The 25,547-nt window shown below is 48.4% G+C and carries 22 protein-coding genes and 1 riboswitch; of the genes, 9 read left to right on the forward strand and 13 right to left on the reverse strand.

The features are described from left to right. Positions 1-234 precede the first annotated feature (234 nt). The 5 genes from cydC to ade form a co-directional block, all read right to left on the reverse strand. On the reverse strand, positions 235-2,016 hold the full coding sequence (cydC, locus tag BN1234_RS11585) for a thiol reductant ABC exporter subunit CydC (RefSeq protein ID WP_054956823.1): 1,782 nt from the start codon (positions 2,014-2,016) through the stop codon (positions 235-237). After that, positions 2,013-3,767, reverse strand: a complete 1,755-nt coding sequence (cydD, locus tag BN1234_RS11590) for a thiol reductant ABC exporter subunit CydD (protein ID WP_054956824.1) — start codon at positions 3,765-3,767, stop codon at positions 2,013-2,015. Before cydD ends, cydC begins: the two co-directional genes overlap by 4 nt. Continuing rightward, on the reverse strand, positions 3,767-4,780 hold the full coding sequence (gene cydB, locus BN1234_RS11595) for a cytochrome d ubiquinol oxidase subunit II (protein WP_054956825.1): 1,014 nt from the start codon (positions 4,778-4,780) through the stop codon (positions 3,767-3,769). The genes cydD and cydB overlap by 1 nt, the downstream gene beginning before the upstream one ends. Further along, positions 4,770-6,173, reverse strand: coding sequence for a cytochrome ubiquinol oxidase subunit I (locus tag BN1234_RS11600; protein WP_054956826.1), 1,404 nt, complete (start codon positions 6,171-6,173; stop codon positions 4,770-4,772). Before BN1234_RS11600 ends, cydB begins: the two co-directional genes overlap by 11 nt. A 216-nt stretch (positions 6,174-6,389) precedes the next feature. Then, entirely contained in the window at positions 6,390-8,183 is a 1,794-nt protein-coding gene (gene ade / locus BN1234_RS11605; RefSeq protein WP_054956827.1) for an adenine deaminase, read from the reverse strand. A 199-nt stretch (positions 8,184-8,382) separates the two neighbouring features. Next, positions 8,383-8,484: riboswitch (purine riboswitch) on the reverse strand. Positions 8,485-8,687: 203 nt separating this feature from the next. Here ade and BN1234_RS22250 point away from each other — a divergent pair. Then, entirely contained in the window at positions 8,688-8,858 is a 171-nt protein-coding gene (locus BN1234_RS22250) for a hypothetical protein (protein ID WP_156337202.1), read from the forward strand. 33 nt (positions 8,859-8,891) lie between these two features. Continuing rightward, positions 8,892-10,250 (forward strand): ArsB/NhaD family transporter, encoded by a 1,359-nt coding sequence (locus tag BN1234_RS11610; RefSeq protein ID WP_054956828.1) that lies wholly within the window; start codon positions 8,892-8,894, stop codon positions 10,248-10,250. 82 nt (positions 10,251-10,332) lie between these two features. On the opposite strand, the gene BN1234_RS11615 is transcribed toward BN1234_RS11610, so the two are convergent. Together BN1234_RS11615 and BN1234_RS11620 are read right to left on the reverse strand one after the other, a co-directional pair. Then, positions 10,333-12,066, reverse strand: a complete 1,734-nt coding sequence (locus BN1234_RS11615; protein ID WP_054956829.1) for a sensor histidine kinase — start codon at positions 12,064-12,066, stop codon at positions 10,333-10,335. Next, positions 12,063-12,785: a response regulator transcription factor gene (locus tag BN1234_RS11620; RefSeq protein ID WP_054956867.1), complete on the reverse strand. Its 723-nt coding sequence runs from the start codon at positions 12,783-12,785 to the stop codon at positions 12,063-12,065. Before BN1234_RS11620 ends, BN1234_RS11615 begins: the two co-directional genes overlap by 4 nt. 134 nt (positions 12,786-12,919) lie before the next feature. On the opposite strand from BN1234_RS11620, the gene BN1234_RS11625 reads away from it, so the two are divergent. From BN1234_RS11625 to gdhA, 4 genes are all read left to right on the forward strand, one after another. Beyond that, positions 12,920-14,188: a DUF418 domain-containing protein gene (locus BN1234_RS11625; protein ID WP_082423174.1), complete on the forward strand. Its 1,269-nt coding sequence runs from the start codon at positions 12,920-12,922 to the stop codon at positions 14,186-14,188. Positions 14,189-14,259: 71 nt separating this feature from the next. Then, complete coding sequence (locus BN1234_RS11630) at positions 14,260-14,571, forward strand: antibiotic biosynthesis monooxygenase (protein WP_054956830.1); 312 nt, start codon at positions 14,260-14,262, stop codon at positions 14,569-14,571. A 285-nt stretch (positions 14,572-14,856) separates the two neighbouring features. After that, on the forward strand, positions 14,857-14,988 hold the full coding sequence (locus tag BN1234_RS21895; protein WP_082423175.1) for a DUF4023 family protein: 132 nt from the start codon (positions 14,857-14,859) through the stop codon (positions 14,986-14,988). Between the two features lie 191 nt (positions 14,989-15,179). After that, complete coding sequence (gene gdhA, locus BN1234_RS11635) at positions 15,180-16,550, forward strand: NADP-specific glutamate dehydrogenase (protein WP_054956831.1); 1,371 nt, start codon at positions 15,180-15,182, stop codon at positions 16,548-16,550. A gap of 333 nt (positions 16,551-16,883) precedes the next feature. Here gdhA and BN1234_RS11640 read toward each other — a convergent pair whose 3' ends face one another. Then, positions 16,884-17,282, reverse strand: a complete 399-nt coding sequence (locus BN1234_RS11640; protein WP_054956832.1) for a YgaP-like transmembrane domain — start codon at positions 17,280-17,282, stop codon at positions 16,884-16,886. 166 nt (positions 17,283-17,448) lie between these two features. Between BN1234_RS11640 and BN1234_RS11645 the strand changes: the two genes are divergently transcribed. The 3 genes from BN1234_RS11645 to BN1234_RS11655 all read left to right on the forward strand — a co-directional run bounded on the left by BN1234_RS11645 (position 17,449) and on the right by BN1234_RS11655 (position 20,788). Further along, positions 17,449-18,132: a response regulator transcription factor gene (locus tag BN1234_RS11645; protein WP_054956833.1), complete on the forward strand. Its 684-nt coding sequence runs from the start codon at positions 17,449-17,451 to the stop codon at positions 18,130-18,132. Between the two features lies 1 nt (position 18,133). Beyond that, positions 18,134-19,597 (forward strand): sensor histidine kinase, encoded by a 1,464-nt coding sequence (locus tag BN1234_RS11650; RefSeq protein ID WP_054956834.1) that lies wholly within the window; start codon positions 18,134-18,136, stop codon positions 19,595-19,597. Between the two features lie 78 nt (positions 19,598-19,675). Beyond that, entirely contained in the window at positions 19,676-20,788 is a 1,113-nt protein-coding gene (locus BN1234_RS11655) for a TolB family protein (protein WP_054956835.1), read from the forward strand. A gap of 296 nt (positions 20,789-21,084) precedes the next feature. Here BN1234_RS11655 and BN1234_RS11660 read toward each other — a convergent pair whose 3' ends face one another. The 5 genes from BN1234_RS11660 to BN1234_RS11680 all read right to left on the reverse strand — a co-directional run bounded on the left by BN1234_RS11660 (position 21,085) and on the right by BN1234_RS11680 (position 25,454). Further along, positions 21,085-21,654 carry a DoxX family membrane protein gene (locus tag BN1234_RS11660; RefSeq protein ID WP_054956836.1) on the reverse strand — a complete coding sequence of 190 codons (570 nt, stop codon included), beginning with the start codon at positions 21,652-21,654 and terminating at the stop codon, positions 21,085-21,087. A 145-nt stretch (positions 21,655-21,799) separates the two neighbouring features. Then, positions 21,800-22,717 (reverse strand): cysteine synthase A, encoded by a 918-nt coding sequence (cysK, locus tag BN1234_RS11665; RefSeq protein ID WP_054956837.1) that lies wholly within the window; start codon positions 22,715-22,717, stop codon positions 21,800-21,802. A 90-nt stretch (positions 22,718-22,807) separates the two neighbouring features. Next, positions 22,808-23,548 (reverse strand): ABC transporter ATP-binding protein, encoded by a 741-nt coding sequence (locus BN1234_RS11670; RefSeq protein WP_054956838.1) that lies wholly within the window; start codon positions 23,546-23,548, stop codon positions 22,808-22,810. A 1-nt stretch (position 23,549) separates the two neighbouring features. Further along, positions 23,550-24,368 carry an ABC transporter permease gene (locus BN1234_RS11675; protein ID WP_245640156.1) on the reverse strand — a complete coding sequence of 273 codons (819 nt, stop codon included), beginning with the start codon at positions 24,366-24,368 and terminating at the stop codon, positions 23,550-23,552. A gap of 33 nt (positions 24,369-24,401) precedes the next feature. Next, entirely contained in the window at positions 24,402-25,454 is a 1,053-nt protein-coding gene (locus tag BN1234_RS11680; protein ID WP_211751803.1) for an ABC transporter substrate-binding protein, read from the reverse strand. Between the last annotated feature and the right edge of the window lie 93 nt (positions 25,455-25,547).

The following is a 25,547-nucleotide window of genomic DNA, read 5'->3' on the forward strand; positions in this document are numbered from 1 at the left end:
TCCGCTGGCTTCGTGCATATCCATTCAAAAAACAAAACAAACAAAAACCTCCCCTTGGAGGATATAGAAGAAGATATCCGGGCAACTCTCACCCACAATTTGCTCAAGAAAGCAGGCCAAAAGCACGAAATGGCGGTGCAGGATGAGCTGATACGCTCCCTGCACCGCCATTCTATGTTTTTATGCCTTTTTCGTTAAGTGAGCTGTCCTGTCATGGACTCCTCTTCGGTCCTGCTATTCCTGCACAAGCGGACGGTCCAGTCCATACAGACGACGGTACCGCGGATAGTTCTGAAGCAATTCTGCATGAGTGCCGCGCATTACAATGCGGCCCTCTTCCATAAAGATAATCTCATCCATCTGCTCTACACCCACCAGATGATGAGTAACCCAGATCAGTGTCTTGCCTTCGAGGCTTGCGAACATCGTTGACAGCAGATCACGCTCTGTCTTCGGATCTAATCCGACTGTCGGTTCGTCCAGGATGACAACCGGTGTATCCTGCAGCAAAATACGAGCGAGCGCTACCCGCTGCCGTTCCCCGCCCGAGAAACGCTGGCCGGTTTCCTGCATCCGGGTTGCAAGGCCTTCTGGCAATGAATCCACGAGGCTTCCGAGACGGGCTCTCCGAACCGCCTCCTCAATCTCCTCATCCGCTGCTTCCATTCGGCCCAGCCGAATATTATTCGCAAGCGTCGTGTCGAACAGATGCGGGCTTTGATTCAGCACAGACACGACGGAAGCCATTCCATCCCCGAACCGGAAGGCATCTGTGCCATTGATCGTTACGCTGCCCTCCGTTGGCGTAAGCACACCCTGGATCAGGCCCAGCAGGGTAGACTTGCCTGCACCTGAGCGGCCGATCACGGCTACCTTAGAGCCTTGAGGAATGTCGAGCGACAGCTTGCTCACCGCATGCTGTTCATGCTCGTTCTGCACTCCCCCATAACGGAAGGAGACATGGTCCACTTTGACATGAACGTCATGACCAGCGATTGCATCTGCTTCATCCCGGGTCAGAGTCATACTGCGCTGCTGCTTGATGTCCTCCTCTGAGCCAGGCACTTCTTCCTGAATCGCATTTAAGCGATTTATTGATTGTTCATACTGTGGAATCCGTTCAACGGCTTCGGAAATTGGCAGAAATGCATCCATCAACGGAAACACAACAAGTACGAAAGCGGCAATCAGGGTAACGTCGATACGACCATCAGCATACTGATGAGCAGACCAGACGACCATGGACATCACCACAGCCGCCACGATACATTGACTGATAAAGCCGCGGTAACGTCCCCAGCGTTTCAAAGACCGGTCCATGCGATCCACGCTTGCTTCATCCCGTTCATATCCGGTGAGGAAATCCTGCTGGCGGCCGGTGATAAACCACTCACCCATACCGAGCACGGCATCCGTCAGCTTCTGATACAGTGCAGCGCGCTCCTGCTTCATCGCCCGGTTCTTCCGCTTCGTCAGAAGCAGGGACACAATCGGCAGGACGAACAGCAGCAGAAACACATATACCGCCATGAGCAGAGCGAACCATGGGTCGAACACCCCGATAGCGATTATAGCGCCTGCGTATAAGATCAGGGCTACAATGGCCGGAAACACCGTCCGGATATACACATCCTGCAGGTGTTCAATATCATCTGCAAGCACACCCAGGAGATCCCCCGTCTTAAAGCGAGAGGAGAACCGCAGCGCCTGCGGCTCCAGCAGATGATACAACCGGACGCGCATTTTAGATAAAATCCGAAGAATGGTGTCATGGCCGACCAGCCGCTCTACATAATGAACGACAGCCCGGCTGATCCCGAAGGTCCGCACTCCAACAACAGGCACATACACCATCAGAATGTTCTCCGGCCGAAGCGCAGATTTCGAGATCAGATAGCCCGAGGTAAACATAAGCATCGACGCAGACAGAATGGTCAGTGCACCGAGGATCACAATGAGCAGAAAGCGCCAGAAGTTAGCTGTTATATAAGGTCGAAACCACTGCTCCTGCTTCATTGTACTCCCTCCATTTGTGATGTAATAAGGCCGTAATAAACACCTTTAAGCGCCATTAGCTCTTCATGGGTACCCGATTCAGCAAGTCGTCCTTGATCCATCACCAGAATGTAATCCATTTCTGTCATCCAGTGAAGCCGGTGTGTCGCAAGGAATACCCATTTATCTTTAAAGAGTGAGGCAAACGTCTCCTTCAGCTCATATTCCGTTTCAATATCCAGATGCGCGGTAGGCTCATCCAGAAGCAGAACAGGGCGCTGGCTCAAAAATGCTCTCGCAATAGCTACTCGCTGCGCCTGTCCACCGCTCAAACTGCGACCCCCGCCGCCGATAAGCTCATCCAGACCGCCAGGCAGGGATTGAACCACACTGGACAGCCCTGCCGCCTCTGCTGCCCGTTCAACCTCGGTATGGGAAGCCTCCGGAACATAGAAGCGAATATTGTCTGCAAGAGAGCAGCCAAATAAATATGGATGCTGCGGAATATAGGTTACGTGATTTCTCCACGCCTTGGATGCGGTATTATGCAGCTTCACTCCATCCAGCGTTATCCCGCCGCTGCTTGGGGTTAGAAAGCCGCCCAAAATATCGATCAGCGTTGACTTGCCGGCTCCGCTCTCGCCAACAATCCCGATCTTGGCTCTTCCCTCCAGACGGAAGCTTACATCCGCCAAGGATTCAGGGCCCTGCACATCGTGATGCATGCCGATACCTGATAGCTCCAGCACACTGTCTTCTTTCCACTCCAGCTCAGTTTCAGAAGAAGAGGCAGCTTCACTGGCTTCCTGCCCATCTTGCACGTTCCCTTCCGAATCCTCCTTAATCATGGCCTGAATCGCTTCACCTGCCTGTTTGCCGTCAAGAGTAGCATGGAAATCAGCCCCCACCATACGCACAGGCAAGAAATACTCCGGTGCCAGAATAAGAATGGTCAGCGCAGGCAGCAGCTCCAGGCCGCCATTAATAAGCCGCAGCCCGAGATTTACCGCTACCACAGCAACCGACAGCATGGTGAAGAAGTCGAGTGCGAAGGAGGACAGAAATGCGACCCGAAGTGTCTTCATCGTAGCCTTCCGGTAGCTCTCACTCACCTGGCCAATACTCTCGCCGTGTCGCTTGCTCTGCCCCAGGAACTTCAAGGTTACAAGCCCCCGCAGCGAATCAACAAAATGATTGGAAAGTATGCGGTAGGTATGCAGCTGGCGGTCGGTCTGCTTCCGTGCTGCCAGGCCTACCAGAATCAGAAATATGATCAGAATCGGCATTGTAATCAGCAGAATCACGGCCGAAATGCGATCAATATAGAACACATACAGCCATACTAATGCAGGAGTGAAGGCTACCCCCATCATACGGGGGATCGTCAGCTCCACATACTTGCGGAATTTCGTGATGCCCTCCAGCACAAGCGTGACCACATTACCTGTTCCCTCGGACCGGACAAATCTTGGGCCCTTATGGAACAGCGTATCCATCAGCTGCTTTCTCAGGTCCGTGCCCGTTTCCTCGGCGAACCGCTGTGCAATACCCTGCTGCACGAGTCCGATGCCGTGACGTGCCAGAAAAGCAAGCAGGAACAATACCGCTGTGCTGTATTGTTCCTGCAAAGTGGATCCGGCAAAAAGGGCGGAGAGGATCTCCGCCAGCCATTTTGCCTGTAATATGATGGCCGCGCTCTGTGCTAGGGTACAGATGGCAATGAAGAGGAAAACCGTCTTAATCCCTTTGTATCCCAGCAGATCTTTACCCATCAGTATTCTAAATGCTCCTTCTCATGTACCCGTTTATGGAAAACGAAGTAGCTCCAAATTTGGTAACCCAATACGAATGGCAGCAGTGTTAACGCTACAATCGTCATGATTTTCAGAGAATAAGGCCCTGAAGCCGCGTTTTGAATCGTCAAATCGAATGCACTGCTGATCGAGCTGATCATCACGCGCGGGAATAAACCAATGAATACGGACATAACGGACAGCGCAATGACAGCTCCGGTCATACCGAATGCCCAGCTGTCTTTCTTGGCTTTCATGAAATAACCGGCTGCCAGGAAAGCAAATACACCTATAATCAATACGATCGATAATAATCCGCCGCGAACTTCAAACACATCCGTCATGAAGTACGTCATCACTCCGAATGTAAGCAGCAGTGCAGCTACCGGAATTAACAGACGGCGGGCCATAACACGTGCACGCTCCTGCAAATCCCCAATCGTACGGAGGGTTGTAAACATCAATCCATGCAGTAAGCATAGCATAACTACAGTAACTCCGCCTACCACGGTGTACAGATTCACAACATCGAAGAATCCGGCATGAAGCTGCATCGCTTCATCAATCGGCAGTCCCTGAATCAGGCAGGCAAATACAACACCCAGCAGGAACGGCGGCAGAATGCTGCCTGTGAAAATAGCAATATCCCATACCTTCTTCCACCGCGCATCCTCGACCTTGCCGCGGAATTCAAAGGCTACACCCCGAGCGATCAAGGCCAGCAGCAGGAACACGAGCGGAATATAAAATCCGCTGAAGAGCGTTGCATACCAGTTCGGGAAGGCGGCGAACATCGCACCGCCTGCCGTGAGCAGCCATACTTCATTCGCATCCCAGAACGGGCCGATAGAGTTAATAAGAACCCGGCGCTGACTATCATTTTTGGCTAAGAATTGTGTAGACATACCCACACCGAAGTCAAAACCTTCTAAGAAGAAAAATCCGATAAACAGAACGGCAACCAATATAAACCACAACTCATTAAGAGGCATTGCCGTATCCCTCCTTATTGAACGGGTCAGTTGCGTGGTGATCGTCATTCTCCTCCGCAAATGGCCCTTTCTTGATTACTTTCACGAACAGATATGCCATGACTGCAGCTAATACAGCATAAATCGTGCTGAATGCAATCAGTGAGAACAGAACTGAACCTGCGCTTACATTCGGTGAAACACTGTCTGCAGTTGTAATTAATCCGAATACGGTCCAAGGCTGACGGCCGATTTCAGTCATGATCCAGCCTGCTGTATTCGCAATGAATGGCAGGGAGATGCTAAACAGCAAGGCATACCAGAACCATTTTCCTGCTGTCTCTACTTTCTTTCTCCATGTCAGCCATGCACCGTAAAGACCGAGCAGAATCATAGCGGAACCAGCAATAATCATGATACGGAAGCTCCAGAACGTTGTTCGAACCGGCGGGATGTAGTCACCAGGTCCGTACTGCTGCTCATACTGTGCCTGCAGTTCCTTCATACCGATAACTTCACCGGAAAACTTACTGTAGGACAAGAAGCTGAGGAGATAAGGAATTTTCACTTCCATCTTATTCTCCTGTTTATCCGAGTCAATGGACGCAATAACCGTCCACGGTGCCGGGTCATCACTTGTTTCCCACAAGGCTTCCGCAGCAGCCATCTTCATAGGCTGAGTATCAACCAAATATTGTGCTTGCTGGTGTCCGTATACGGCAACCAGTACCGAAGAGGTCAAAGCAACAATAATCGCAATGTTAAAAGACTTTTTAAAGAACTCAATATCTTTCTTCTTCAACAGCTTGTATGCGCTAACCCCTGTAATCAGGAACGCACCGGTTGCCAGTGCCCCAAAGATTGTATGAGGAAACTCAACCAACAGCTGTCCGTTCGTAATCAGAGCCATGAAATCATTCATTTCAGCACGCCCATTGTTGATTTCGAAACCAACCGGTCGCTGCATGAACGAGTTCGCTGCCAAAATCCAGAAAGCAGACATCGCCGTACCGATGGATACGAGCCAGATGCACAGCAAGTGAACTTTCTTGGATAAGCGATCCCATCCGAAGATCCACAATCCAATAAAGGTGGATTCAAGGAAAAATGCCAGCAAAGCTTCAATCGCAAGCGGTGCCCCAAAGACATCTCCTACGAACCTTGAATAATCTGACCAGTTCATGCCGAACTGGAATTCTTGCAGTATGCCGGTAACGACACCGACAGCAAAGTTAATGAGGAACAGCTTTCCCCAGAATTTTGCCATCTTCTTGTATATTTCCTTGCCCTTAACGACATACATCGTCTCCATGATGGCAATCAGAAATGCCAAGCCGATGGAAAGCGGAACAAAGATGAAATGAAAAATGGTTGTCGAAGCGAACTGGATTCGTGCGAGCATAACCGGATCCATAATATACCCCTTCCTTTTGGTCACATAATAATGCTTCAAAATTAATCATTTCTTATTTTCGCAGACCGCTGTTAGTTGAATTGTGAGCTTTATCACATAAAGTGCGATGAAAGGGTGATAAATAGTTATAAATTTGTGACGAAAATCACTTCCTTGATAATAAAGGAAAAAAAGGACCCGCACCTTGTGCGAGTCCTTTTGCATTTCTAACCACATTTACAAAATTTCTGTTTCAATCAGCTTGAACTCGGTTACGTCAGCCAAACCGCGGTTCGTAATCCGTATATCCGGAATGACAGGCAGTGCGATCAGCGAGAAGGTCATAAACGGCGCATTCAGCGGACAGCCGATTTCCTTCCAGGCTTCCTCCATTTCGGCCACTTCAGCTGCTACGATCTCAAGTGAACGGTCTGCCATCAAGCCTGCTACAGGCATTGCGACTTTTGCCAGAATCTTTCCATCCTGCACAACGATCATGCCGCCGCCGCATGCAGCAAGCTCATTCGCTGCATATGCCATATCCTCCGGGTTCGTACCCATAACAAGCAGATTATGGCTGTCATGAGCCACCGTGGAAGCTACTGCACCGGATTTCAGCTGGAATCCGTTCGCGAAGCCAAGGGAAATCTGACCTGTGCCTTTATGGCGCTCAATGCAGGCAATCCGAATCACATCCTGTGCAGGATCCGGCTGGATATAACCTTCAACTACAGGCAGCGTTGCTATCATTTTGGCAGTACGGGCACTGTTCTCAATCGCACGAACCACATTCACTTGTGTCTTATCAGCCTGTCCCTTGCTGCGAAGCAAGAAATCTTCAGCTGTGAGTGCACGCTGAAGACGCACAGAGCTGCGGGCTTCCGCAGGGTATTCGTAAACCGGGAATTCCTTCACGATCTTACCGGATTCGGCTATCACTTCACCGTCAGTAATGACAAGTGAAGGCACCATCTGCTTCAGATCATCAATGAGCAGAATATCTGCTGATTTACCGGGAGCGATGCTTCCGATTTCCTGATCCATCCCGAAATAACGCGCAACATTGATCGTTCCCATCTGAATAGCGGTAACCGGATCAACACCTTCCTCAATCGCACGGCGGACAACATGATTCATATGCCCAAGATTCAGCAGTGTCATTGGATACACATCATCGGTTACGAGAGAAATATTATCTGTATTCACTTTATCCTCAGTCACGACCTTAATGACTTCCTTTACATCATGCCAAGCGGAGCCTTCGCGAATCATCAAATGCATACCAAGGCGAACCTTTTGCAGCGCCTGCTCCCGGGTTACCGTCTCATGGTCTGAGCTTACACCTGCAGCCAGATAGGCTTGCAGCATGCCCTCGTCCTCAGAAGGAAAATGTCCGGTAACTGCCTTTCCTGCCTTCAGCGTAGCCTCAATTTCACCGCACATTGTCGGATCGCCATATACAACCCCTGGAAAGTTCATCACTTCGCCAAGACCTTCAACGCCCGGCCAAGTTAAACCTTCTTCTATATCAGCTACACCCAGCGCCGCACCTGCATCCTCCAGATCTGTTGTTGCCGGAACACATGACGGGTATGTGGTAAATACTTTGAGCGGAAGCTGCTGTCCCTCTTCATGCATCCAGCGTACACCCTCTGAGCCAAATACGTTCGCGATCTCATGCGGGTCCATGAAGACAGCCGTGGTGCCTTTAGCCATTGCCGCCTTGGCAAATTCAGTCACGGTAAGCATCGTGCTTTCCACATGCATATGTCCGTCCAGAAGGCCCGGCGAAATATATCGTCCATTCGCTTGAATAACCTTTGTATTCTCACCGATTGTATGGTCCGCTTGGCCGATATAGGCAATTCTGCCGAAGGCGATTGCGATATCCATATGCTCCTGAAGCTCTCCGGTGAACACGTTGACTAATGTTCCGCCCTTAATGACGGTCTCGGCTGCTGCCTTCCCCATGGCGATTTGTCCAAGCTGATGGCTAACCTCATAACGCTTCTGTCTCTTCTGTGAACTCATATGACACGCTCCCTCTTAATATTAAATCGTCTTACATCAGGTTTCCCCATGAACCTGCACAAAATAACCCGGACAGTGTCTTCTGCCCGGGTTAATGACTTTACATTAGAAAGAGAGATGCGGAAAAATACCTTTTTATTTATACGGAACCTAAGCAGCATCCAGCCCGTAGACTTGAACCTGTCTTTATTCCGATGAGGTCTTCTCTCAACTTCTATGTAGTCAAGTTATTTACGGTAACCTGGTAGAGACGCCTGAGCCCTATTCTCTGGCATATACATAAAAACTTTTCAGTTGTTTGTATGCATTATAATCCTTTGCAGTCGGAAGTCAATAGAATGGTAGATTATACAAACTAGCGGAATGCTTAAAAACAAGGCAAAACCATCAGAGCAGCCTCTTGGCTTAATACATATAAATAGAGTATAAATATCTACTAATTATGAATGGTAGATAGATGCTGGACCAGAAACCGGATTCACATTAAAACAGGGAGTGAATGCCATGTTTATTCTATTTATTATTTTGGCCTCAGGATTCGGTCTCTATTCCTTGCTGACCCCGCCGGAAGAGAAAATGACGGAGATAAACACAGATGCTCTGCTTTCCGAGCAGCTTGTTGTCAGCAGTATCCGTACATCCGAACGGAACGACCGTAAGCCGCCAGGCGAATAGAGTAAGAATGCGGTTGAGAAAGGAGTGACATCTATGCTCGGTTCGGCTGCGATAACCATAACCATTGCTGCATTTCTAATCGCCATGACGCTGATCCTCTGGCGCCCAAGCGGCCTGAACGAATCTGTTCCCGCCACAACCGGCGCGGTTCTGGTTATCTTGAGCGGCACGGTCACTATATCGGATCTTGAAACCATCACTACGACGATTAGCAGTGCAGCCATAACCATTATAGCCACGATTGTGATGGCCATTATTTTAGAGAGCTTTGGCTTCTTCAACTGGGCAGCTGAGGGGCTAGCCGCAAGAGCCCGGGGATCCGGTATCCGGCTGTTCTGGTATGTGAATCTGATGTGTTTTCTAATGACATTATTCTTCAATAATGATGGAAGTATTCTGATTACAACTCCGATTCTGCTCATCCTGCTTCAAAAGCTGGGTCTTAAAAATCACGAAAAAATCCCTTACCTTCTATCCGGCGCGCTTATCGCCACCGCTTCCAGTGCCCCGATCGGTGTGAGTAACATCGTCAACCTGATCGCACTTGAAATTGTGGGCATGGATTTGTATATGCATACACTGATGATGTTCGTTCCTGCGACACTCGGCCTGTTATTCCTCTTGTTTCTGCTGTTCCTGTGCTTCTACCGGCAGCTTCCACGCACACTTTCAACCACCGGGAAACATAAGCATAGAAGACATGAGCCCGGTAAGCACCCTCTGCTCTCCAGCCCTCCCTCCCCCTTAATTGCCAGCGATCAGAACAAGTTTATGCGTAATGTGCTGCTGTTTGTTCTTTCCGTCCGTGTCAGTCTTTTTGCCGCATCCTATGCCGGTATTCCGATCGAGCTGGTGGCCACGCTAGGGTCGGTTATAATGCTTGCCTGGCGCTGGTCGGCTCTAAAGATACCGCCAACCGATATGATCAAAAAGACGCCCTGGCATATTCTCGTATTTGCTTTTTCAATGTACGTGATGATCTACGGCTTGAACAACATCGGATTAACACGGTGGCTGATCCATGTTTTCGAACCGATTGTAGCTTCCGATCTGCTCAATGCCAGTCTGCTTATGGGCGGACTCCTGTCTCTCATGTCTATCCTGTTTAATAATCACCCTGCTCTCATGGTGGGCACCATGACGTTAACCCAAATGGACCTCGATCCTCTCACCTTAAAAATCTCTTATCTCGCCAGTGTGATCGGCAGTGACATTGGATCTCTCCTCATCCCCATGGGTACCCTCGCATCGCTGATCTGGCTTCATATCCTGAAGCAGCATCATGTGAAGATCAAATGGTCGGATTATATCAAGGTCACGATCCTCACCATCCCTCCAGCCCTGCTGTTTACCCTGACGGCACTTGCCTTCTGGGTGCAGTGGCTGTATTGAATACGGGAATAATAGACATCCTGCTTGTAATGAACAGAAAAGAGCTGCCCAAGTGCAACCACCTTGGAGACAGCTCTTTCTTTTATTGAACCGGCAAAAGAACCATAATACTCGTTCCCTTTCCTTCCTCTGATTCAACCTCTACCGTACCGTGATGAGCTTCCACAATCGCCTTCGCGACGCTCATGCCCAGACCTGAACCATCGATGCTTCCTTCCGTATTCGTCCCGCGGTAGTAGCGCTCGAACAGGTTTTGCTTTGTCTCTTCATCCATACCTATTCCATTGTCATTTACAACAATGACAGCAGCATCCGGCAGATGCTTAACGCTTACGGTAACTATAATTCCGGGCGGGTTATGCTTGACAGCATTAGAAATTAGGTTATCCATTAAACGGCGAAGCCATATGGCACTTCCTGAAGTAAGGATCGGCTTCACTCCGCCATGGAACTGAAAGGTTACACCGTCAAGCGTTGCGTCGTTGACGTACTTAAGCACACATCGACGGACAAGCTCGTTCAGATCGAGCTGACACATGTCTTGAGGACGTACCTCTGTCCTCAGCCGGAAGATCAGCGAGAAGTCATTGATTAACTCCAGCATATAGTCGCCCTTTTCACGGATCACATTCCCCATTTCTCGAAGCTCCGCAGGGCTCCAGTCTTCCGGTGCATTTTCCAGCATATAGCCGTATCCTTGTATAGAGGAAAGCGGCGTTCGAAGGTCATGCGAAATACCAGACATCCATTCTTCACGGTTTCGCTCTAACCGCGCTCTCTCCCGTTCGGATGCTGCCAGCTGTTCAGCCATTTGATAAAAGGAGTGAATGACTTCCTTGTAAAGTTTATAGCGCATCCTCAGCTTTCCGTTCTTGCGAAACACCCTCTTTCGATCCTTCGGCGTGAGCACTTCCTCATAGGCGCCTTTTCCCATTCGCTCAAACCAGCCTGTGAACAACAGCAACGGACGGCTGTAACGATATCCATGCCAGATCGATACAGCAACAGCGACTGCCAGAACGGAAATACATACCCACAGCACCACCTTGAGCAGCTCATTCATAATCGGCTGCTTGCCAATATTTCCATCCCTTGGCGTATGATATACCCATGTCATTCCGCTTGCCTTGTCCCGGTACACATTCACATATGTCGCATAAGCTCCTGGTTCCTCCTGCATGGAAATAATCTCGAGTGGATGGTAGATCTTCTTGTCTTCGATTGAATCACCAATCGAGTCCTTGATCTTACCTTCACCGTCAATGACATGCACGTAGCCTCCCGTCTTTCTTACATCCTCTGTAAAAGAGTCACGCTGTAAAGGGTCTGGCCTGCCTCCGTTCCCGTACTCTTCAAACCAAAATCTCAACCGGTCTGTATTTTCATCGATTCTGCCAAGTAAATACAACAGTGGATCCTTATATGTCAGATCCATCTCCCACTCCATCGTATATTTACCCAACCGTCGTTCATCCTTGATTTCCAGCAGACGGCTTACCGAATAAGCTGATGGCACATCTTCAGCCGTGTTTGTCGCGTGAATCACTTCTCCACCCATATCCACAACCTGGAGCCACATATTCTGCTCTCGAAGGAGCTTTTTCCAATGATCCTCCAGCATAACATTGCCCTTCTCCGTCACGGTTTCTGCTGTTATGCTGCTTAGCACACCGGAAGGAATGTTACGCTGTATTTCTTCATTCGATATATGCTTGATCAGAACAAATAGAAGGGCAAGCAGGAATAAAAACATAAACACTGAAAAAGCAATAAACTGATATGTAAAATGAAAGGCAAGTCGTCCGCGCAGCTTCATCTTCTTTTCTCCTTGACCAGCTTGTAGCCAAGTCCTCTGACGGTGACCAAATACTGCGGGTCGCTCGGATTCTCCTCGATGCGTTCTCGAATTCGGCGAATATGGACCATCACGGTGCTGTCCTCACCCAACCCATCGATTCCCCACACCATCTCATATAATTGTGATTTAGAAAATACTACCCCAGGATGTTTACAGAAGTGCAATAACAATTGAAATACCTGAGCTGGACAAGACACGGATTCACCTGACACCAGCAGTTCCCCTGCCGTTTCATCCAGCACAAAGCGGCCGAAATCCCACACACGCTTTGCAGGCTGATCTTGAACCATCATACCGGAGCCTTCGAATAATCCCCGACGGACACGAGCCTTAATGCGGGCTGCAATTTCAAGCGGATTAAACGGCTTTGTCACATAGTCATCGCCTCCCACGGCAAAGCCTGTAAGCACATCTAGGTCCGATGCTTTAGCTGTCAGAAAAATAACATGCGGATTTCCAAATGTACGAAGCGTTGAACAGATCTCAAATCCACTTCCATCCGGCAGCATCACGTCTAACAGCAGGATATCTGCACGATGCCTTTCCATTTCATGGAGTGCTTCAGCACAGTTAGCTGCCGTATAAATATGATGAAAGCCTTCCTTGCGAAGAACCATCTGTACCATTTTCACAATTGCCTGTTCATCATCAACAATTAGAATTTTTGTATTTTCCATCGTTTCCTCACCCGATTCCATGCTAACACAGCAACCTTAACAATAGTTAAACAGCAAGGAATATCGTTAAGAAAAAGTTAGGTTTCCGTTTCTGTATTATTTATGTACCATTGATAAACTGAGTCCTAGAGGTGATGAATGTGGAAAAAAATCCACCAAAGAGAACAACGGTCATAGATGCGATCCGGGGCTTTAGCCTGCTGGGCATCCTGATGGCCAATATCCTTATTTTTCAATACGGTGTGTACGGTAAAGATGAATTACATTTATTTAACCCAACTTCTTGGGACCTGATTGGACATGATATGTTGAAAATATTCGTTGAAGGCAGCTTCATGCCTATTTTTTCATTCCTGTTCGGATTCAGCATGATTAAAATGAAAGACAGTTTGACAGCGAAGGGTCTGAAATTCGGTCGCAACATCGTAAGACGATCCATTCTTCTAATCATTCTCGGATTTTTACATTCCTTGTTATGGGAGGGAGATATTCTCCTCTTTTATGGAACGATTACCTTTTTTCTTCTGATGTTTGTGAATCGCAAGCCAAAGACTTTAATGATTTGGGGTTCGGTCTTCCTCCTTCTCAGCATTGGTATCAGTTACGGCTCGTACAATCCGACACCTGAGGATGCACAGCGCATGATGAGCTACGTAAAAGAAACAATCGACCTTTATGGTACGGGCACCTATTCTGAGATCATGTACCACCGGATAAACTCAGATCCACTTGGCCTTCCAGGCTGGGTCGTCCCCATTGTTTTATTTATCCTGGTTCCGCTGATCTTGGGAGCTCTGTTCCTGTTCGGCATGGCAGCAGCCAAACGCGGCAGATTCATGTCACCAGGAACAGAAAAAAAATTGTACCTGCGTTACGCTGTGATCTGTGTTCCCGTCGGCATCGCTGCGAAAACGATGAGTGTCATCCTCGGCACAGGTCATACATGGAGCACACTTATGCAAGCCGCTGGAGGACAAATTCTAGCCATTGGCTATATTTATTTGTTTGCATTCCTCTATGCTCATTCTTCCGAGAAGTCTGTTATTGTCCGCTCATTCGAGGCCGTGGGCCGGATGTCGCTGACGAACTATCTGATGCAGACTTTTATCTGTGTTCTTATCTTTTATGGTTTCGGGATTGGCTTGTTCGGTAAGCTTGGCGTCCTCCCAGGCATTTTGCTCGCTCTCATGATTTACACCGCTCAAGCGGTGTTCAGCTTGCTGATTCTTAATCGCTTTCGCATCGGTCCCGTCGAATGGCTGCTGCGGATCGGCACCTATTGGTCGTGGAGCGGGCGTCCGAAGCTAAGACGCCAGCAGAATGCCGCTCAGGTTCACCCGAAGACAGGAGCCCCTCTTCATAAGTCACCACAAGATGAAATCACCTACACAGCTAAGGTATAATAGACATGCAATCGTGATCGCAATTTACCGGCGAAGGTGCGCCGAATAACAAGCCTAAAGGAGGAACAAATATGCTGGTCGTAACAAACTCTATCAAAGTCAAACCAGGTCATGGCAAAGAACTGTCTGAACGGTTCGCTCAGGCGAAGGGTGTGCAGGAGATGCCGGGGTTCATCCGAATGGAAGTATGGCACGAAGCCAAGGAAGGTGCTGAAGCCGAGGAGCTCAAGGTATGTACCGTATGGGAGAACGAGGAAGCATTTAAAGGCTGGACTTCCAGCGAATCCTTCCGCCAATCTCACCGTGGAGGGGGCAGCGATCTGATTCTTGGCGCATCCCTGAATAAATATGAACTGCTTGTGAGTAACCCACCGTTAGCATAACCATTAAAAAACCCGCAAAAAGCCTGGGCTTTTTGCGGGTTTTGTTTATATTTTTTAGACGCTGCCAAATCGCTAACTTCGTACTTTCTTACTCCCCATTCCTATAAGAGAGCGCTGTCATCACTATTTCTTCAAAGGTCGATAGGAAAGTTTTATGACCGGTGTAAACTTCATGCGATTAGCACATAAAAATTCAAATCATCTATACAAAATTACATATTGGGAAATAGTAAATATGAACGTCTGAACGTTATAAACCAGACTTATTTTTAAGGAGGTTTTACGGTGGAAAGCACACATGAGTTCGTGGAAAAAATGAAGGAAAATGCTGAGAAATCCCGTCATAACAAGGAAAATAACGGCAAAGGATCTCCGAATTCAAAATTGCCGACGAAACAGCACGGCACAAATAAATAGCGATTCCCCTAAGCAAAAAGGCGATCTTCCAGATCGTCTTTTTTTTGCACTATTGGTGTAATATCTTTAATTGATTTTTAGGTATAAATGTATAAACAATGAACTTAAATGTATAAATCATAACTTGCAAGGATGCTCAATATTTGATAAATACAACATAATACATATTTATAAGAAAGGTGGACCTGTACATGAATCTTACTGCACAACAATCGCAAGAAGCGGTATCTTACGTCCAATCCATTTTTGAGACTGTACAAAAGCGCAACCCTAACGAGCCTGAATTCCATCAAGCTGTGAAAGAAATTTTGGATTCACTCGTTCCGATCCTGACCAAATATCCGCAATATCAAGCTGCAGGGATTTTAGAAAGACTCGTTGAACCCGAGCGTGTCATCATTTTCCGAGTTCCTTGGGTAGACGATCAAGGTAAAGTTCAGGTTAACCGCGGCTACCGTGTTCAGTTCAACAGTGCTATCGGGCCATATAAAGGCGGTCTTCGCTTCCACCCTTCTGTTAATGTCAGCATTATTAAATTCCTCGGTTTTGAACAAATTCTTAAAAATTCTCTGACGGGTCTTCCGATCGGCGGCGGTAAAGGCGGCTCCGACTTCGACCCTAAAGGCAAATCCGACAATGAAATCATGCGCTTTACTCAAAGCTTTATGACAGAGCTCTACAAATACATTGGACCAGACACTGACGTTCCTGCAGGTGACATTGGTGTCGGCGCACGTGAGATTGGCTTCATGTTTGGTCAATACAAGCGCATCCGCGGCGGCAACGAAGCTGGTGTCCTTACAGGTAAATCTATTCCTTACGGCGGCAGCCTTGGACGTCCTGAAGCAACAGGATATGGCTGCGTATATTTCGTAGAAGAAATGCTGAAAACCAAGGATATGGGCTTTGAAGGCCAGACAGTCGTTGTTTCCGGTTCCGGTAACGTATCGATTCACGCCATCGAGAAAGCTCAGCAGCTTGGCGCTAAAGTGGTAGCATGCAGTGACTCCAACGGTTATATTCATGACCCTGAAGGTATCTGCCTTGAAACCCTTCGCCGTCTGAAAGACGTTGAAAGAAAACGCGTAAGTGAGTATGTAAAAGAGCATCCGCGTGCCACTTACACAGAAGGCTGGCAGGGTATCTGGACGATTCCTTGTGATATCGCTCTTCCATGCGCTACGCAAAATGAAATTGACGAGGCATCCGCTGCCATTCTGATCTCCAATGGAGTAAAAGCGATCGGCGAAGGTGCGAATATGCCTTCCACGCTGGAAGCGATCGATCTCTTCTTGCAGAACAATGTTCTGTTCGGACCTGCTAAAGCAGCCAATGCAGGCGGTGTAGCTGTATCCGCACTGGAGATGTCCCAGAACTCGATGAGATTGTCCTGGACTTTTGAAGAAGTGGACACCAGACTTCACCTGATCATGAAAAATATTTATGAGAGCAGCATGCAAGCAGCTGAAGAGTTTGGTTGCCCTGGAAACCTTGTCGTAGGTGCTAATATTGCCGGTTTCCGTAAAGTTGCAGATGCAATGCTTGCCCAAGGTATTGTTTAATACATCATTCTGACTGAGCTATGCCCGTGTAGGCGACCAATCGTGCTGTTAACTCTCGGTTTCAGACTGTAGGCAAAGTCTAATGGAAGCTGGAATACATCTTAAGGCAAGACACAACCTCATCTTCTGTTTGACTTTGTCAGCATCCTGAAACCTGAGGTTACACGGATGGGTTGAACAACGTTTACAGGCAGCAGCGCTCTCCTTGTTCACCAAGGAGCCGGTCTGCTAACAGCAAAGCCTCCGTTCCATAAAGAACGGAGGCTTTTATTGTTAACTCCGGATAAACAAAGAACACAAATCGCAGAGATTCATGACCTTCTATTCATGTGTTCATTGCCGGGCTTGCAACTCATATTTCAAAGCATATTTCTCATCATCAATCTCGGAAGACGTACGCACTCCTAACCGGCGAATGATCGGGAGAGGCGGACACCAGCCCTGCAGCGCGTGCTGCAGCAGAAATGCGCTGACGAGACCGCTTAAAGCGAACCACTTTTTGTTATGAGTCAGTCCCAGAACCGTACTGGTTAACATCAGTGCCGAAGCATTGGTTTCAAGAACCCGCTCGGTATCCCATTCCCGCTCAAGCTCCGTGATACGCGCTTTAATATCTGCATCACTTCTATGCTTCCAGTTCTCTATATTGAACTCGGTTTGCTGTTGAATCTGCCGGTTGACCTGATCTCCCGTATGCTCCTTCACTCGTTCCGTCGTTGCAGGTAAGTTCATGGATGTTCCCTCCTATTGAAAAGTGGTGTACGCGTATTACTTACCCAATAATTCGAAACTTCTCCGTTGAATAATATGAAAACCCCATTTCATCACCTTTCATGGTTGTTCTTTTGAAGACGGGTTGGTAAAATTTGTTTCATAAAAGATGTCGGAGGTTTTAGCAATGAGCGATAAAATTCTGATCATTGAGGATGAGCGAATAATCGCCGATGCGATTGCTTATGCTTTAACCAAAGAAGGATATACCGTTGAGGTGGCTGATCGCGGTGATACGGCAATGGTTAAACTCTATGAATTCAAGCCGGCAGCGATTATTCTGGACGTCATGCTTCCCGGCATGGATGGCTATGATATTTTAAAAAAGTTTCAGGACAAGGGACGGGTAGGCGTCATTATGCTCACCGCCAAAGATGACCTGATCGACAAAATACTCGGGCTTGAGCTCGGTGCGGATGATTATATGACCAAGCCTTTTGATATGCGGGAGCTGCTGGCACGTTTAAAATCGCTGCTCCGAAGAATGCAGGCCGCCCGGGAAGAAGATGAGCAGACCGAGATTACGCTCGGCGGGGTGCTATTGAATGCGAGCAAACGAACGGCTTTTGCCGGCGACCGGAAGCTGGAGCTGACACCCAAAGAATTTGATTTGCTCTCGCTGCTCCTGGCCAGTCCCCTTCGGGTGTATACAAGAGAGACACTGCTGGATATCGTGTGGGGAATAGAATATATCGGCGGAACGCGCACCGTCGACATTCATGTACAGCGGATCCGGAAAAAGCTTGGCGCAAATTACAGCGATATCATACAAACCGTTCATGGGGTCGGTTACAAAGCGCTGGGTGATTAACATGAGAATCAGCATAAAAATCAAATTCAGTATTTTTCTCGCGGTCCTTCTCCTCTTCACCGTCTTCGTCTTAAGCCTGCTCGTCCTGCAGGGACTTAAGAAGAATCAGCAGTCAGAGCTGGAACAGCATCTTGCCCAGCAGGCAGCGACGGCAAATATTTATTTTTACCAGACGCTAACAGCCGAGCCGAACAAGGTGCCTCATACCTTCCTTGCAACGAAAGGCCGGAAATTTGCTGAAGAGCTGGAAATGATCAGTGGGCAAACGATTGTACTGTATGACAAACAGGGAAACATCGTCAGCGAGAAAAAAAACAACCCCAGATCGGACAGCCTTGCCAAAACACTGTCTTATGCACAAGGTGGAAAAACGGCCTATTTGACGGATCATGAGTCGTTGTACTACTTTTCCCCGCTGCGTACAAGTACAGGCGCTGAGCAAGTCGGTGTCGTACAATTCTATTATTCACTAACGGAAAATCTGGCGTTTTACAATCAGATGAAACAGCTGTTTATCACGATGGGTGCGGGCGTGTTTATCCTGAGCTTTATTTTGGCCTATGTATATTTTAATTCCTTTGCACGCATCATTATCAAGCTGAATCAGACAGTAGACCGAATCCGATCAGGAGATTATGAATCTCCCGCCTTCACACGCAGAGATGAGATCGGAGAACTGAGTGAAGGCATCCGGGTCATGAGCCGCCAGATCAAGAAAACCATTCAGGATAAGGACAAAGAACAGGAAAAGCTGTCCCTGGCTGTCCAGAAATTATCTCAGCTCGATCAACAGCAAAAACAGTTTATTGGCAGTGTCACCCACGAATTCAAAACGCCTCTGACCTCGATCCGTGCGTATATCGATTTGCTAGAGCTGTACCCGGACGATGAAGAGCTGCTGAAAACAGCAAAGACCAGCATTAAAAGCGAAACGCTGAGGCTATATGAAATGGTTGAGAAAGTCCTCAAGTTGTCCTCCATGGAGAAGTACGATTTTGAATTCAATACGGAGAGAATTGATGTGCGGCAGGTCATTCAAGCGGTGCTGAACAGCCTGAAGGGAAGAATGGAGAAGTTCGGCATCCTGCTCGAAACCGATTTAACAGAAGCTTATCTGGAGGCGGACAAAGACTGCATGACCATTGTGCTTGTGAATCTCCTGGACAATGCCATTAAATATAACAAGGCAAAAGGCCAAATCAAGGTCCGCAATGAAGTGAAGGATGGACAGGTAATCATTGATATCACGGACACAGGCATTGGCATTCCTGAGGAAGCTGCCCGTAAAATTTTCGATCCTTTCTTTACCGTCGATAAAAACAGGTCGCGGGAAAGCGGCGGCGCCGGGCTTGGACTTTCGCTTGCCAAGAAGTATACGGAAGCTCAAGGCGGCACGATATCCCTGGTGAACACGAATGCGGATGGAAGCCATTTTCGTATTATCCTTCCAGCATCCTTGAACTGATTGTTTACTTTTTAGAAACAATTGTTAATATTCCTGAATTATCTTTCGGCTATGGTAAGGATCAAGGAGGCGAACGAAATGAAAAAGATTAAAATGATCCTGGCCGTACCCGCTCTGTTATTAACATTTACAGCCTGCTCGCCAGAAGGGGCCGGGAACAAGACCGTCATTAAAGAGGAACCTGACAAAACGATCACTGTCATTGACGATACTGGCAAAAAGTCCGGTGAAGCCGATATCTCCGTCGAACAAACGGATAAGTTTGAAAATATAGAAATATCGGATTGGTGGGATGAGAACACGGTTATCGTTGCAAAGGAAAATGAGTCCCTGGACAAAATGAGCCTGGAAGAATTATCGGACTCCCACCCCAGAAGCCTGTACCTATACCATCTGGAGACCAAACAATTTGAGCTGCTGAAGGAACAGAAGAATCTGCATCTTGGCGATGCCCAGTTATCCCCGGACAAGAAGCATTTGATTTATCAGGAATATGCACTGGGCGACCCTCTCTATTGGGTGATGAGCCTTGATTCGAAGAAGGCGTTCCCCTTGTCAGGTGATCCGATCGGCGGAGCGATCAGTGCGGAATGGGTGGATTCGGACAGGATTTTTGGCGCCGCCTACAGTGACACAGCTTATACAGCGACGACTGCGGGCAGCATTACGACTGATAAATGGACGGAAGAGCCATTATTTATTGCTAAACAAATCAACGATACCGTCTATTACAACACGCATGCCAATGCGGTATTAATGGCGCTGGACCTGAAAACGAAGAAACAGACCAGCTTGAACCTGGATCATGTGGTCGGCGTATATCCATCGCCAGATAAGAAGCAAATGCTCGTATTGCAATCCCCCGGTTCCAAAAACAAGCTGATCCTGTGCGATGTAAACGGTGATAACCAAAAAACCATCGCCGAAGGCACCGAGCTTGGCGGTGTTTCATGGTCACCGGATCAACGCATGATTGCATACACTTTGAAGTCCGATGCTAACGCTGCATCCGGCGGAAACGGCCTGTACGTGTATGATCTGTTAAGTCATAAGTCCAGCCAGCTTGCCGTTGGTATCGACAATGCATCTACCTCATGGAGCCCAACAGGCAAGGAACTCGTTTATACCGAATGGAATGGAAAACAGTTTAGCAGCACCATCGTCTATTTGAACCTCTTCATTCAAAAATAACGCTATGTTTAAAGATAATTAAAGAGGCTGTCCCATAAGTAAATCTGCTTCACGCTTGGACAGTCACTGATCCTTACGACATTAAGGGAATTCAGCGACCTTATTTCGATGATTTTGGCTAATGCTTCTCAGTTCCGTTGGTCACTGAATGCACGAACCAGAATAGCGTTATATCATACTTATGAATAAGATAATATAACTAATAGCGCAAAATAAAAGTCCAATTCAAAAAACCCTCCAGACAGGATCGCTTGCACGCATCATCCTGTCCGGAGGGTTCTCCTGTATTGTGATTATCATTCCACCGATCTTCTTGACCTCCGGCTCCACGGTGTGCCTAATAACGGCAGAGCCCAGCGGTCCAGCCCATACCAGCCTGCGACTTTCCAGGCCAATATAAGCCATGTTGCCAGGATAAACAATAGCGGATTCGTACTCACCGTGCCGGCAAACAGGAAACTCGCATTCATCAAGCCGCCAAAAAAAGCGGCAATCCCGGTTAACAGCCCGAGAATAAGCCCTAATCCGACCAACACCTCGCCAAACGCCACCATATACGCGAAGAGCTTGGCATTGGGCAGTACGAAATTTTCCAGGAACGATGCATACCAGCCGGTAACATCCTTACCTTCTTCCGCCTTGGCAAGTGCTCCTTTTACAAAACCTTGAATCGCAGCCCCTGCATTCTCTCCTGTCCAGGCGTCCGCGGACAATTTCTTAATCCCCGATGTCAACCATGTATATCCCAGATAAAGCCGCACGATAAGCCAAATCCAGGCTGAACGGGTGCTGCTGAATAAAAACATCGATACCGGATTCTCAGGAACGACCACGTACTGGCCTTCTCTTAAGTTATGCCTCGCCATATGGATAAGCCCTCCAATCTGCTTCAAATAAATACAGTTATTCTAAATATAACCACATCATCAGATCGGAAAACCTAATTATTCCATTTCGGCAAAGCATACGCTCTCTACGCTCTCACAGCCTGAGAAACAGAGACGAGCAGGATTACTCGAAAATATCCATGCTCAGGTATCTTTCTCCGGTATCCGGCGCAATGCATACGACCCGTTTACCAGCCCCCAGCTTTTCCGCCACACGGATCGCCGCAAAGACAGAGGCACCTGATGAAGGACCAACCAAAATCCCTTCCTTACGAGCCAGGTCCCGCATTGTCTGCAATGCCTCATCATCCGCAATCTGGATGATCTCATCATAGACTTCGGTATTCAGAATGTTAGGAATAAAGCCCGGGCTTGTTCCCACCAGCTTGTGCGGTCCCGGTTGTCCTCCTGACAACACGGGTGATCCTTTCGGTTCAACTACAGCGATGTGCAGCTCCGGCAGATGCTTACGCAGCTCTTCACCTGTACCGGTAATGGTTCCTCCAGTACCTGCTGTAGCAACAAAGGCATCCAGCCGCCCTTCCATCTGCTGCAAAATCTCTGGTGCTGTCGTTATACGGTGGATATCCGGGTTCGCCTGGTTCTCGAACTGCTGCGGAATGAAGCTGTCCGGGATCTGCTCTCTCAGCTCCAGCGCCTTGGCTATAGAGCCTGGCATCCGTTCACTGCTTGGTGTCAGCACCACTTCAGCACCGTATGCCTTCAGGATATTAATCCGCTCTTTAGACATATTATCCGGCATGATGAGAATCGCCCGGTAACCCTTGGCCGCAGCAATCATCGCCAGTCCAATTCCGGTATTCCCGCTGGTAGGCTCAATGATGGTGCCACCTGGCTTGAGATGACCCAGCTTCTCTGCGGTATCGATCAAATTAAAGGCTGCACGGTCTTTCACACTGCCGGAAGGATTGAACATTTCCAGCTTTACATATACTTCAGCTGCTCCATCCGGTACGATTCGCTGCAGCCGGGCCATTGGTGTTCCGCCGATCAAATCTACAATATTATCGTATATCTCCATGATGTTCTCTCCTTTTTGAAGCAAAATAATGATAGCCCTATGCGGCAATATCTCTCTTTATCATACCATTCCTATCAGATATATCTAGATTTAATGATGGCTCAAATCCAGATGCTTCATGATCCGTTCCCGCTGAGCAGCGAATTCCGCTGCATTACGGTTTCTCGGCCGCGGTGTGTCAATGGAGATCGACTCCACAATCCGCCCCGGACGAGGACTCATAACATAGATGGTATCCGCCAGGTAGATCGCTTCATCGATGTCGTGTGTAATCAGCAGAACCGTTTTTCCCGTTCCTTCCCACAGGCGCAGGAGCTCGTTTTGCATGGAAATCTTGGTGATGGCGTCCAGCGCACCAAAAGGTTCATCCAGCAGCAGAACTTCCGGGTCCATGACCAGCGCACGGGCAATCGATGCGCGCTGGCGCATGCCGCCGGATAACTGGTGCGGATAATATTTCTGAAAACCGTCGAGGCCGACCTTCGCAAGTATCGCGTCTACCTGTGCGGTCCGTTCTTTTTTGGAGATTCCCGCAAGCTCCAGACCGAAGCCTACATTATACTCAACCGTCCGCCACGGGTATAAGGCGTGCTCCTGAAAGATAAGCATTCGGCTTGGATCAGGCTTTTGAATCGGCTGTTCACTTGCTGTAATCTTGCCGCCTGTTGGATAGTCGAGGCCTGCAATCATGCGCAGAACCGTGCTTTTGCCGCATCCGGAAGGACCCACAATGGCAGCAAACTCACCTTGGGGAATCGTAATATCCACCTCTTCAAGAACATTCAGTGAACCAAAGGCTTTAGATACATGGTCTACATGTATAGTCTGCATGCTATTCATCTCCTCCCGGCTGAACATAACGATAGCGCAGCAGCTTACGCTTCAAACCCTCAAGCAGTACCAGATCCAGCAGCGCTGCAATCGTTCCGATGACGATGATGCTCATCAGCACACCTTCCATATCGGCAACCTCACCCCGCCAGCGGGAGTAGAAGCCAAGGCCTGCCATGGCTCCGCCAACCATCTCCGCTGCAATCAGGGAGCGCCATGCATTCCCGAAAGCGACCTGCGCCCCGGTCACAAAAGCGGGAAGGGATTCCGGAGCGAATACCTTCGCCAGCAGCTGACGACGGCTTGCACCCATAACACGAGCCAGTTCGAGATGTGTACGGTTTACCCCTTCCGTCGCATTCAAAACAGATAACGCCATCGGGAAAAAGCTCGCGATAATAATGACTGTCACAATGGTTTTGTTCCCGAAGCCTAACAATATCACGAAGAAAGGGACCCAAGTAATCGGCGGAATCGCCTGCAATATAGATATCAGACTCCGCAAATACACGGCAAAGCCCTTGGATATTCCACCGACCAGACCGAGCAGGGCCCCGAACAGACACGCAAGCGGGTAACCCCAGAGCAGCCGGATCAGACTGTCGCCAATATGGCTTCTGAATTCAGAGTCTTGAATACTGCTGAACAGACGGACAAACACGTCAGGCACATCAGGCAGCAGATAGGACGGCAGGAAGAACGCCGTGATCTGCCAAATGGCAAGAAGACTCCCTACCGCAAGGAGGTAGGGGAGCACTTTTCGCAAGAAGGAGCCTGATTTCGGTTTCGCCTGCGGCAATTTCGTGTACGATGGGTTCACCGGAAACTCTCCTTTTATAAGCTGTAATTTTAGTTATTGCTGCTTCTGCCGGTCCTGCCAGCTCAGATCTATAATATCTTCAACCGACACATCTTTCTCCAGCACACCCTGCTCTTTCATCATGTCGGAAATCTCCTGCATACGGGACACTTCATCCGGCGTGATCTCCCAGTTAAACACCTGGGTCTCTATCGCCTGCTTGATCACATCAAGCGACTCTACCGTACCGCCATGATGGGAGGTCATCGTATCCGAATCTACAAAATGCTTCATGATCAGGCCTGCCGATTTCTTCGGATCCTGCTGCAGCATTTCAATCGCTTCCTTCTGTGCATCCAGCATTTGATCGACGGCCTCGCGGTTGTTCTTCAGATTATCCTCGGTTGTAATCACGACCATACAAGGGAACGGCCACACCTTGCCGATTTCGTATATTTGCTTCGCACCCAGTGTATGGGTTGCGATACTGTCATATGGCTCGAATACAAACGCTGCATCCACCGCACCGGAAGCGAGTGATTGAATGGATTGGCCCGGATCCACGTATACCATCTGCACATCCTTGCTCGTTAATCCCGCTTCCTTGAGCACAACACCGTTCAGAACGATATCCGCTGTACTGCCCTGCCCTTGGGAAGCCAGTTTCTTGCCCTTCAGATCACTTACGGATGTAACAGGGCTTCCATCCTTCACAAGTATGCTGTGAAATCCGAGCTGCGCTCCGCCTACAACCTTAACGCCAGCACCTTTCGAAGCCCAGGAAACCGCATTGGTGAAACCGAGCACCCCGGCGTCCACCTGTTTGCCGACCATCGCTTTAATCAAATCCGTACCGCTCTTGAATTGCTGCATCTTCACGTTAAGCCCATGCTTCTCGTACAGCTTAGCCTCATAAGCAAGCATCGCCTGAGCATCATCCATTACATTCAGATAACCAACCACAAAATCCTTCTGAGCCTTGCCCTCTTCTCCGGCACTGTCTCCATTACCTTGCTTCGCCTCATTACCGCACGCTGTAACTGCCAGCATGGCGATGAGAAGCAGGCCGATCATGAACCCTTTCAACCCTTGGGTATCTTTTGACATCGTAAAGCCCCCTTTATTCATAAATTCCGATAAACTTACTAGGATTATAAGAAAAACTTCTAATGATTGTCAATCCATTTGGTTGAAAATAAT

Source organism: Paenibacillus dakarensis, assembly GCF_001373415.1.
GTDB classification, from domain to species: domain Bacteria; phylum Bacillota; class Bacilli; order Paenibacillales; family Paenibacillaceae; genus Paenibacillus_AQ; species Paenibacillus_AQ dakarensis.

What these genes read in the sequence shown, in the direction of transcription:
- gdhA (WP_054956831.1), top strand. Translation starts at nt 15,180, where the DNA reads ATGAATCTTACTGCACAACAATCGCAAGAAGCGGTATCTTACGTCCAA.
- cydC (WP_054956823.1), bottom strand. Translation starts at nt 2,016, where the DNA reads ATGAAGCAGGAGCAGTGGTTTCGACCTTATATAACAGCTAACTTCTGG.
- BN1234_RS11640 (WP_054956832.1), bottom strand. Translation starts at nt 17,282, where the DNA reads ATGAACTTACCTGCAACGACGGAACGAGTGAAGGAGCATACGGGAGAT.
- BN1234_RS11620 (WP_054956867.1), bottom strand. Translation starts at nt 12,785, where the DNA reads ATGGAAAATACAAAAATTCTAATTGTTGATGATGAACAGGCAATTGTG.
- cydD (WP_054956824.1), bottom strand. Translation starts at nt 3,767, where the DNA reads ATGGGTAAAGATCTGCTGGGATACAAAGGGATTAAGACGGTTTTCCTC.
- BN1234_RS11630 (WP_054956830.1), top strand. Translation starts at nt 14,260, where the DNA reads ATGCTGGTCGTAACAAACTCTATCAAAGTCAAACCAGGTCATGGCAAA.
- BN1234_RS11610 (WP_054956828.1), top strand. Translation starts at nt 8,892, where the DNA reads ATGCTCGGTTCGGCTGCGATAACCATAACCATTGCTGCATTTCTAATC.
- BN1234_RS11655 (WP_054956835.1), top strand. Translation starts at nt 19,676, where the DNA reads ATGAAAAAGATTAAAATGATCCTGGCCGTACCCGCTCTGTTATTAACA.
- cysK (WP_054956837.1), bottom strand. Translation starts at nt 22,717, where the DNA reads ATGGAGATATACGATAATATTGTAGATTTGATCGGCGGAACACCAATG.
- cydB (WP_054956825.1), bottom strand. Translation starts at nt 4,780, where the DNA reads ATGCCTCTTAATGAGTTGTGGTTTATATTGGTTGCCGTTCTGTTTATC.
- BN1234_RS11615 (WP_054956829.1), bottom strand. Translation starts at nt 12,066, where the DNA reads ATGAAGCTGCGCGGACGACTTGCCTTTCATTTTACATATCAGTTTATT.
- BN1234_RS22250 (WP_156337202.1), top strand. Translation starts at nt 8,688, where the DNA reads ATGTTTATTCTATTTATTATTTTGGCCTCAGGATTCGGTCTCTATTCC.
- BN1234_RS11680 (WP_211751803.1), bottom strand. Translation starts at nt 25,454, where the DNA reads ATGTCAAAAGATACCCAAGGGTTGAAAGGGTTCATGATCGGCCTGCTT.
- BN1234_RS11625 (WP_082423174.1), top strand. Translation starts at nt 12,920, where the DNA reads ATGAATGTGGAAAAAAATCCACCAAAGAGAACAACGGTCATAGATGCG.
- ade (WP_054956827.1), bottom strand. Translation starts at nt 8,183, where the DNA reads ATGAGTTCACAGAAGAGACAGAAGCGTTATGAGGTTAGCCATCAGCTT.
- BN1234_RS11660 (WP_054956836.1), bottom strand. Translation starts at nt 21,654, where the DNA reads ATGGCGAGGCATAACTTAAGAGAAGGCCAGTACGTGGTCGTTCCTGAG.
- BN1234_RS11600 (WP_054956826.1), bottom strand. Translation starts at nt 6,173, where the DNA reads ATGGATCCGGTTATGCTCGCACGAATCCAGTTCGCTTCGACAACCATT.
- BN1234_RS11645 (WP_054956833.1), top strand. Translation starts at nt 17,449, where the DNA reads ATGAGCGATAAAATTCTGATCATTGAGGATGAGCGAATAATCGCCGAT.
- BN1234_RS11650 (WP_054956834.1), top strand. Translation starts at nt 18,134, where the DNA reads ATGAGAATCAGCATAAAAATCAAATTCAGTATTTTTCTCGCGGTCCTT.
- BN1234_RS11670 (WP_054956838.1), bottom strand. Translation starts at nt 23,548, where the DNA reads ATGCAGACTATACATGTAGACCATGTATCTAAAGCCTTTGGTTCACTG.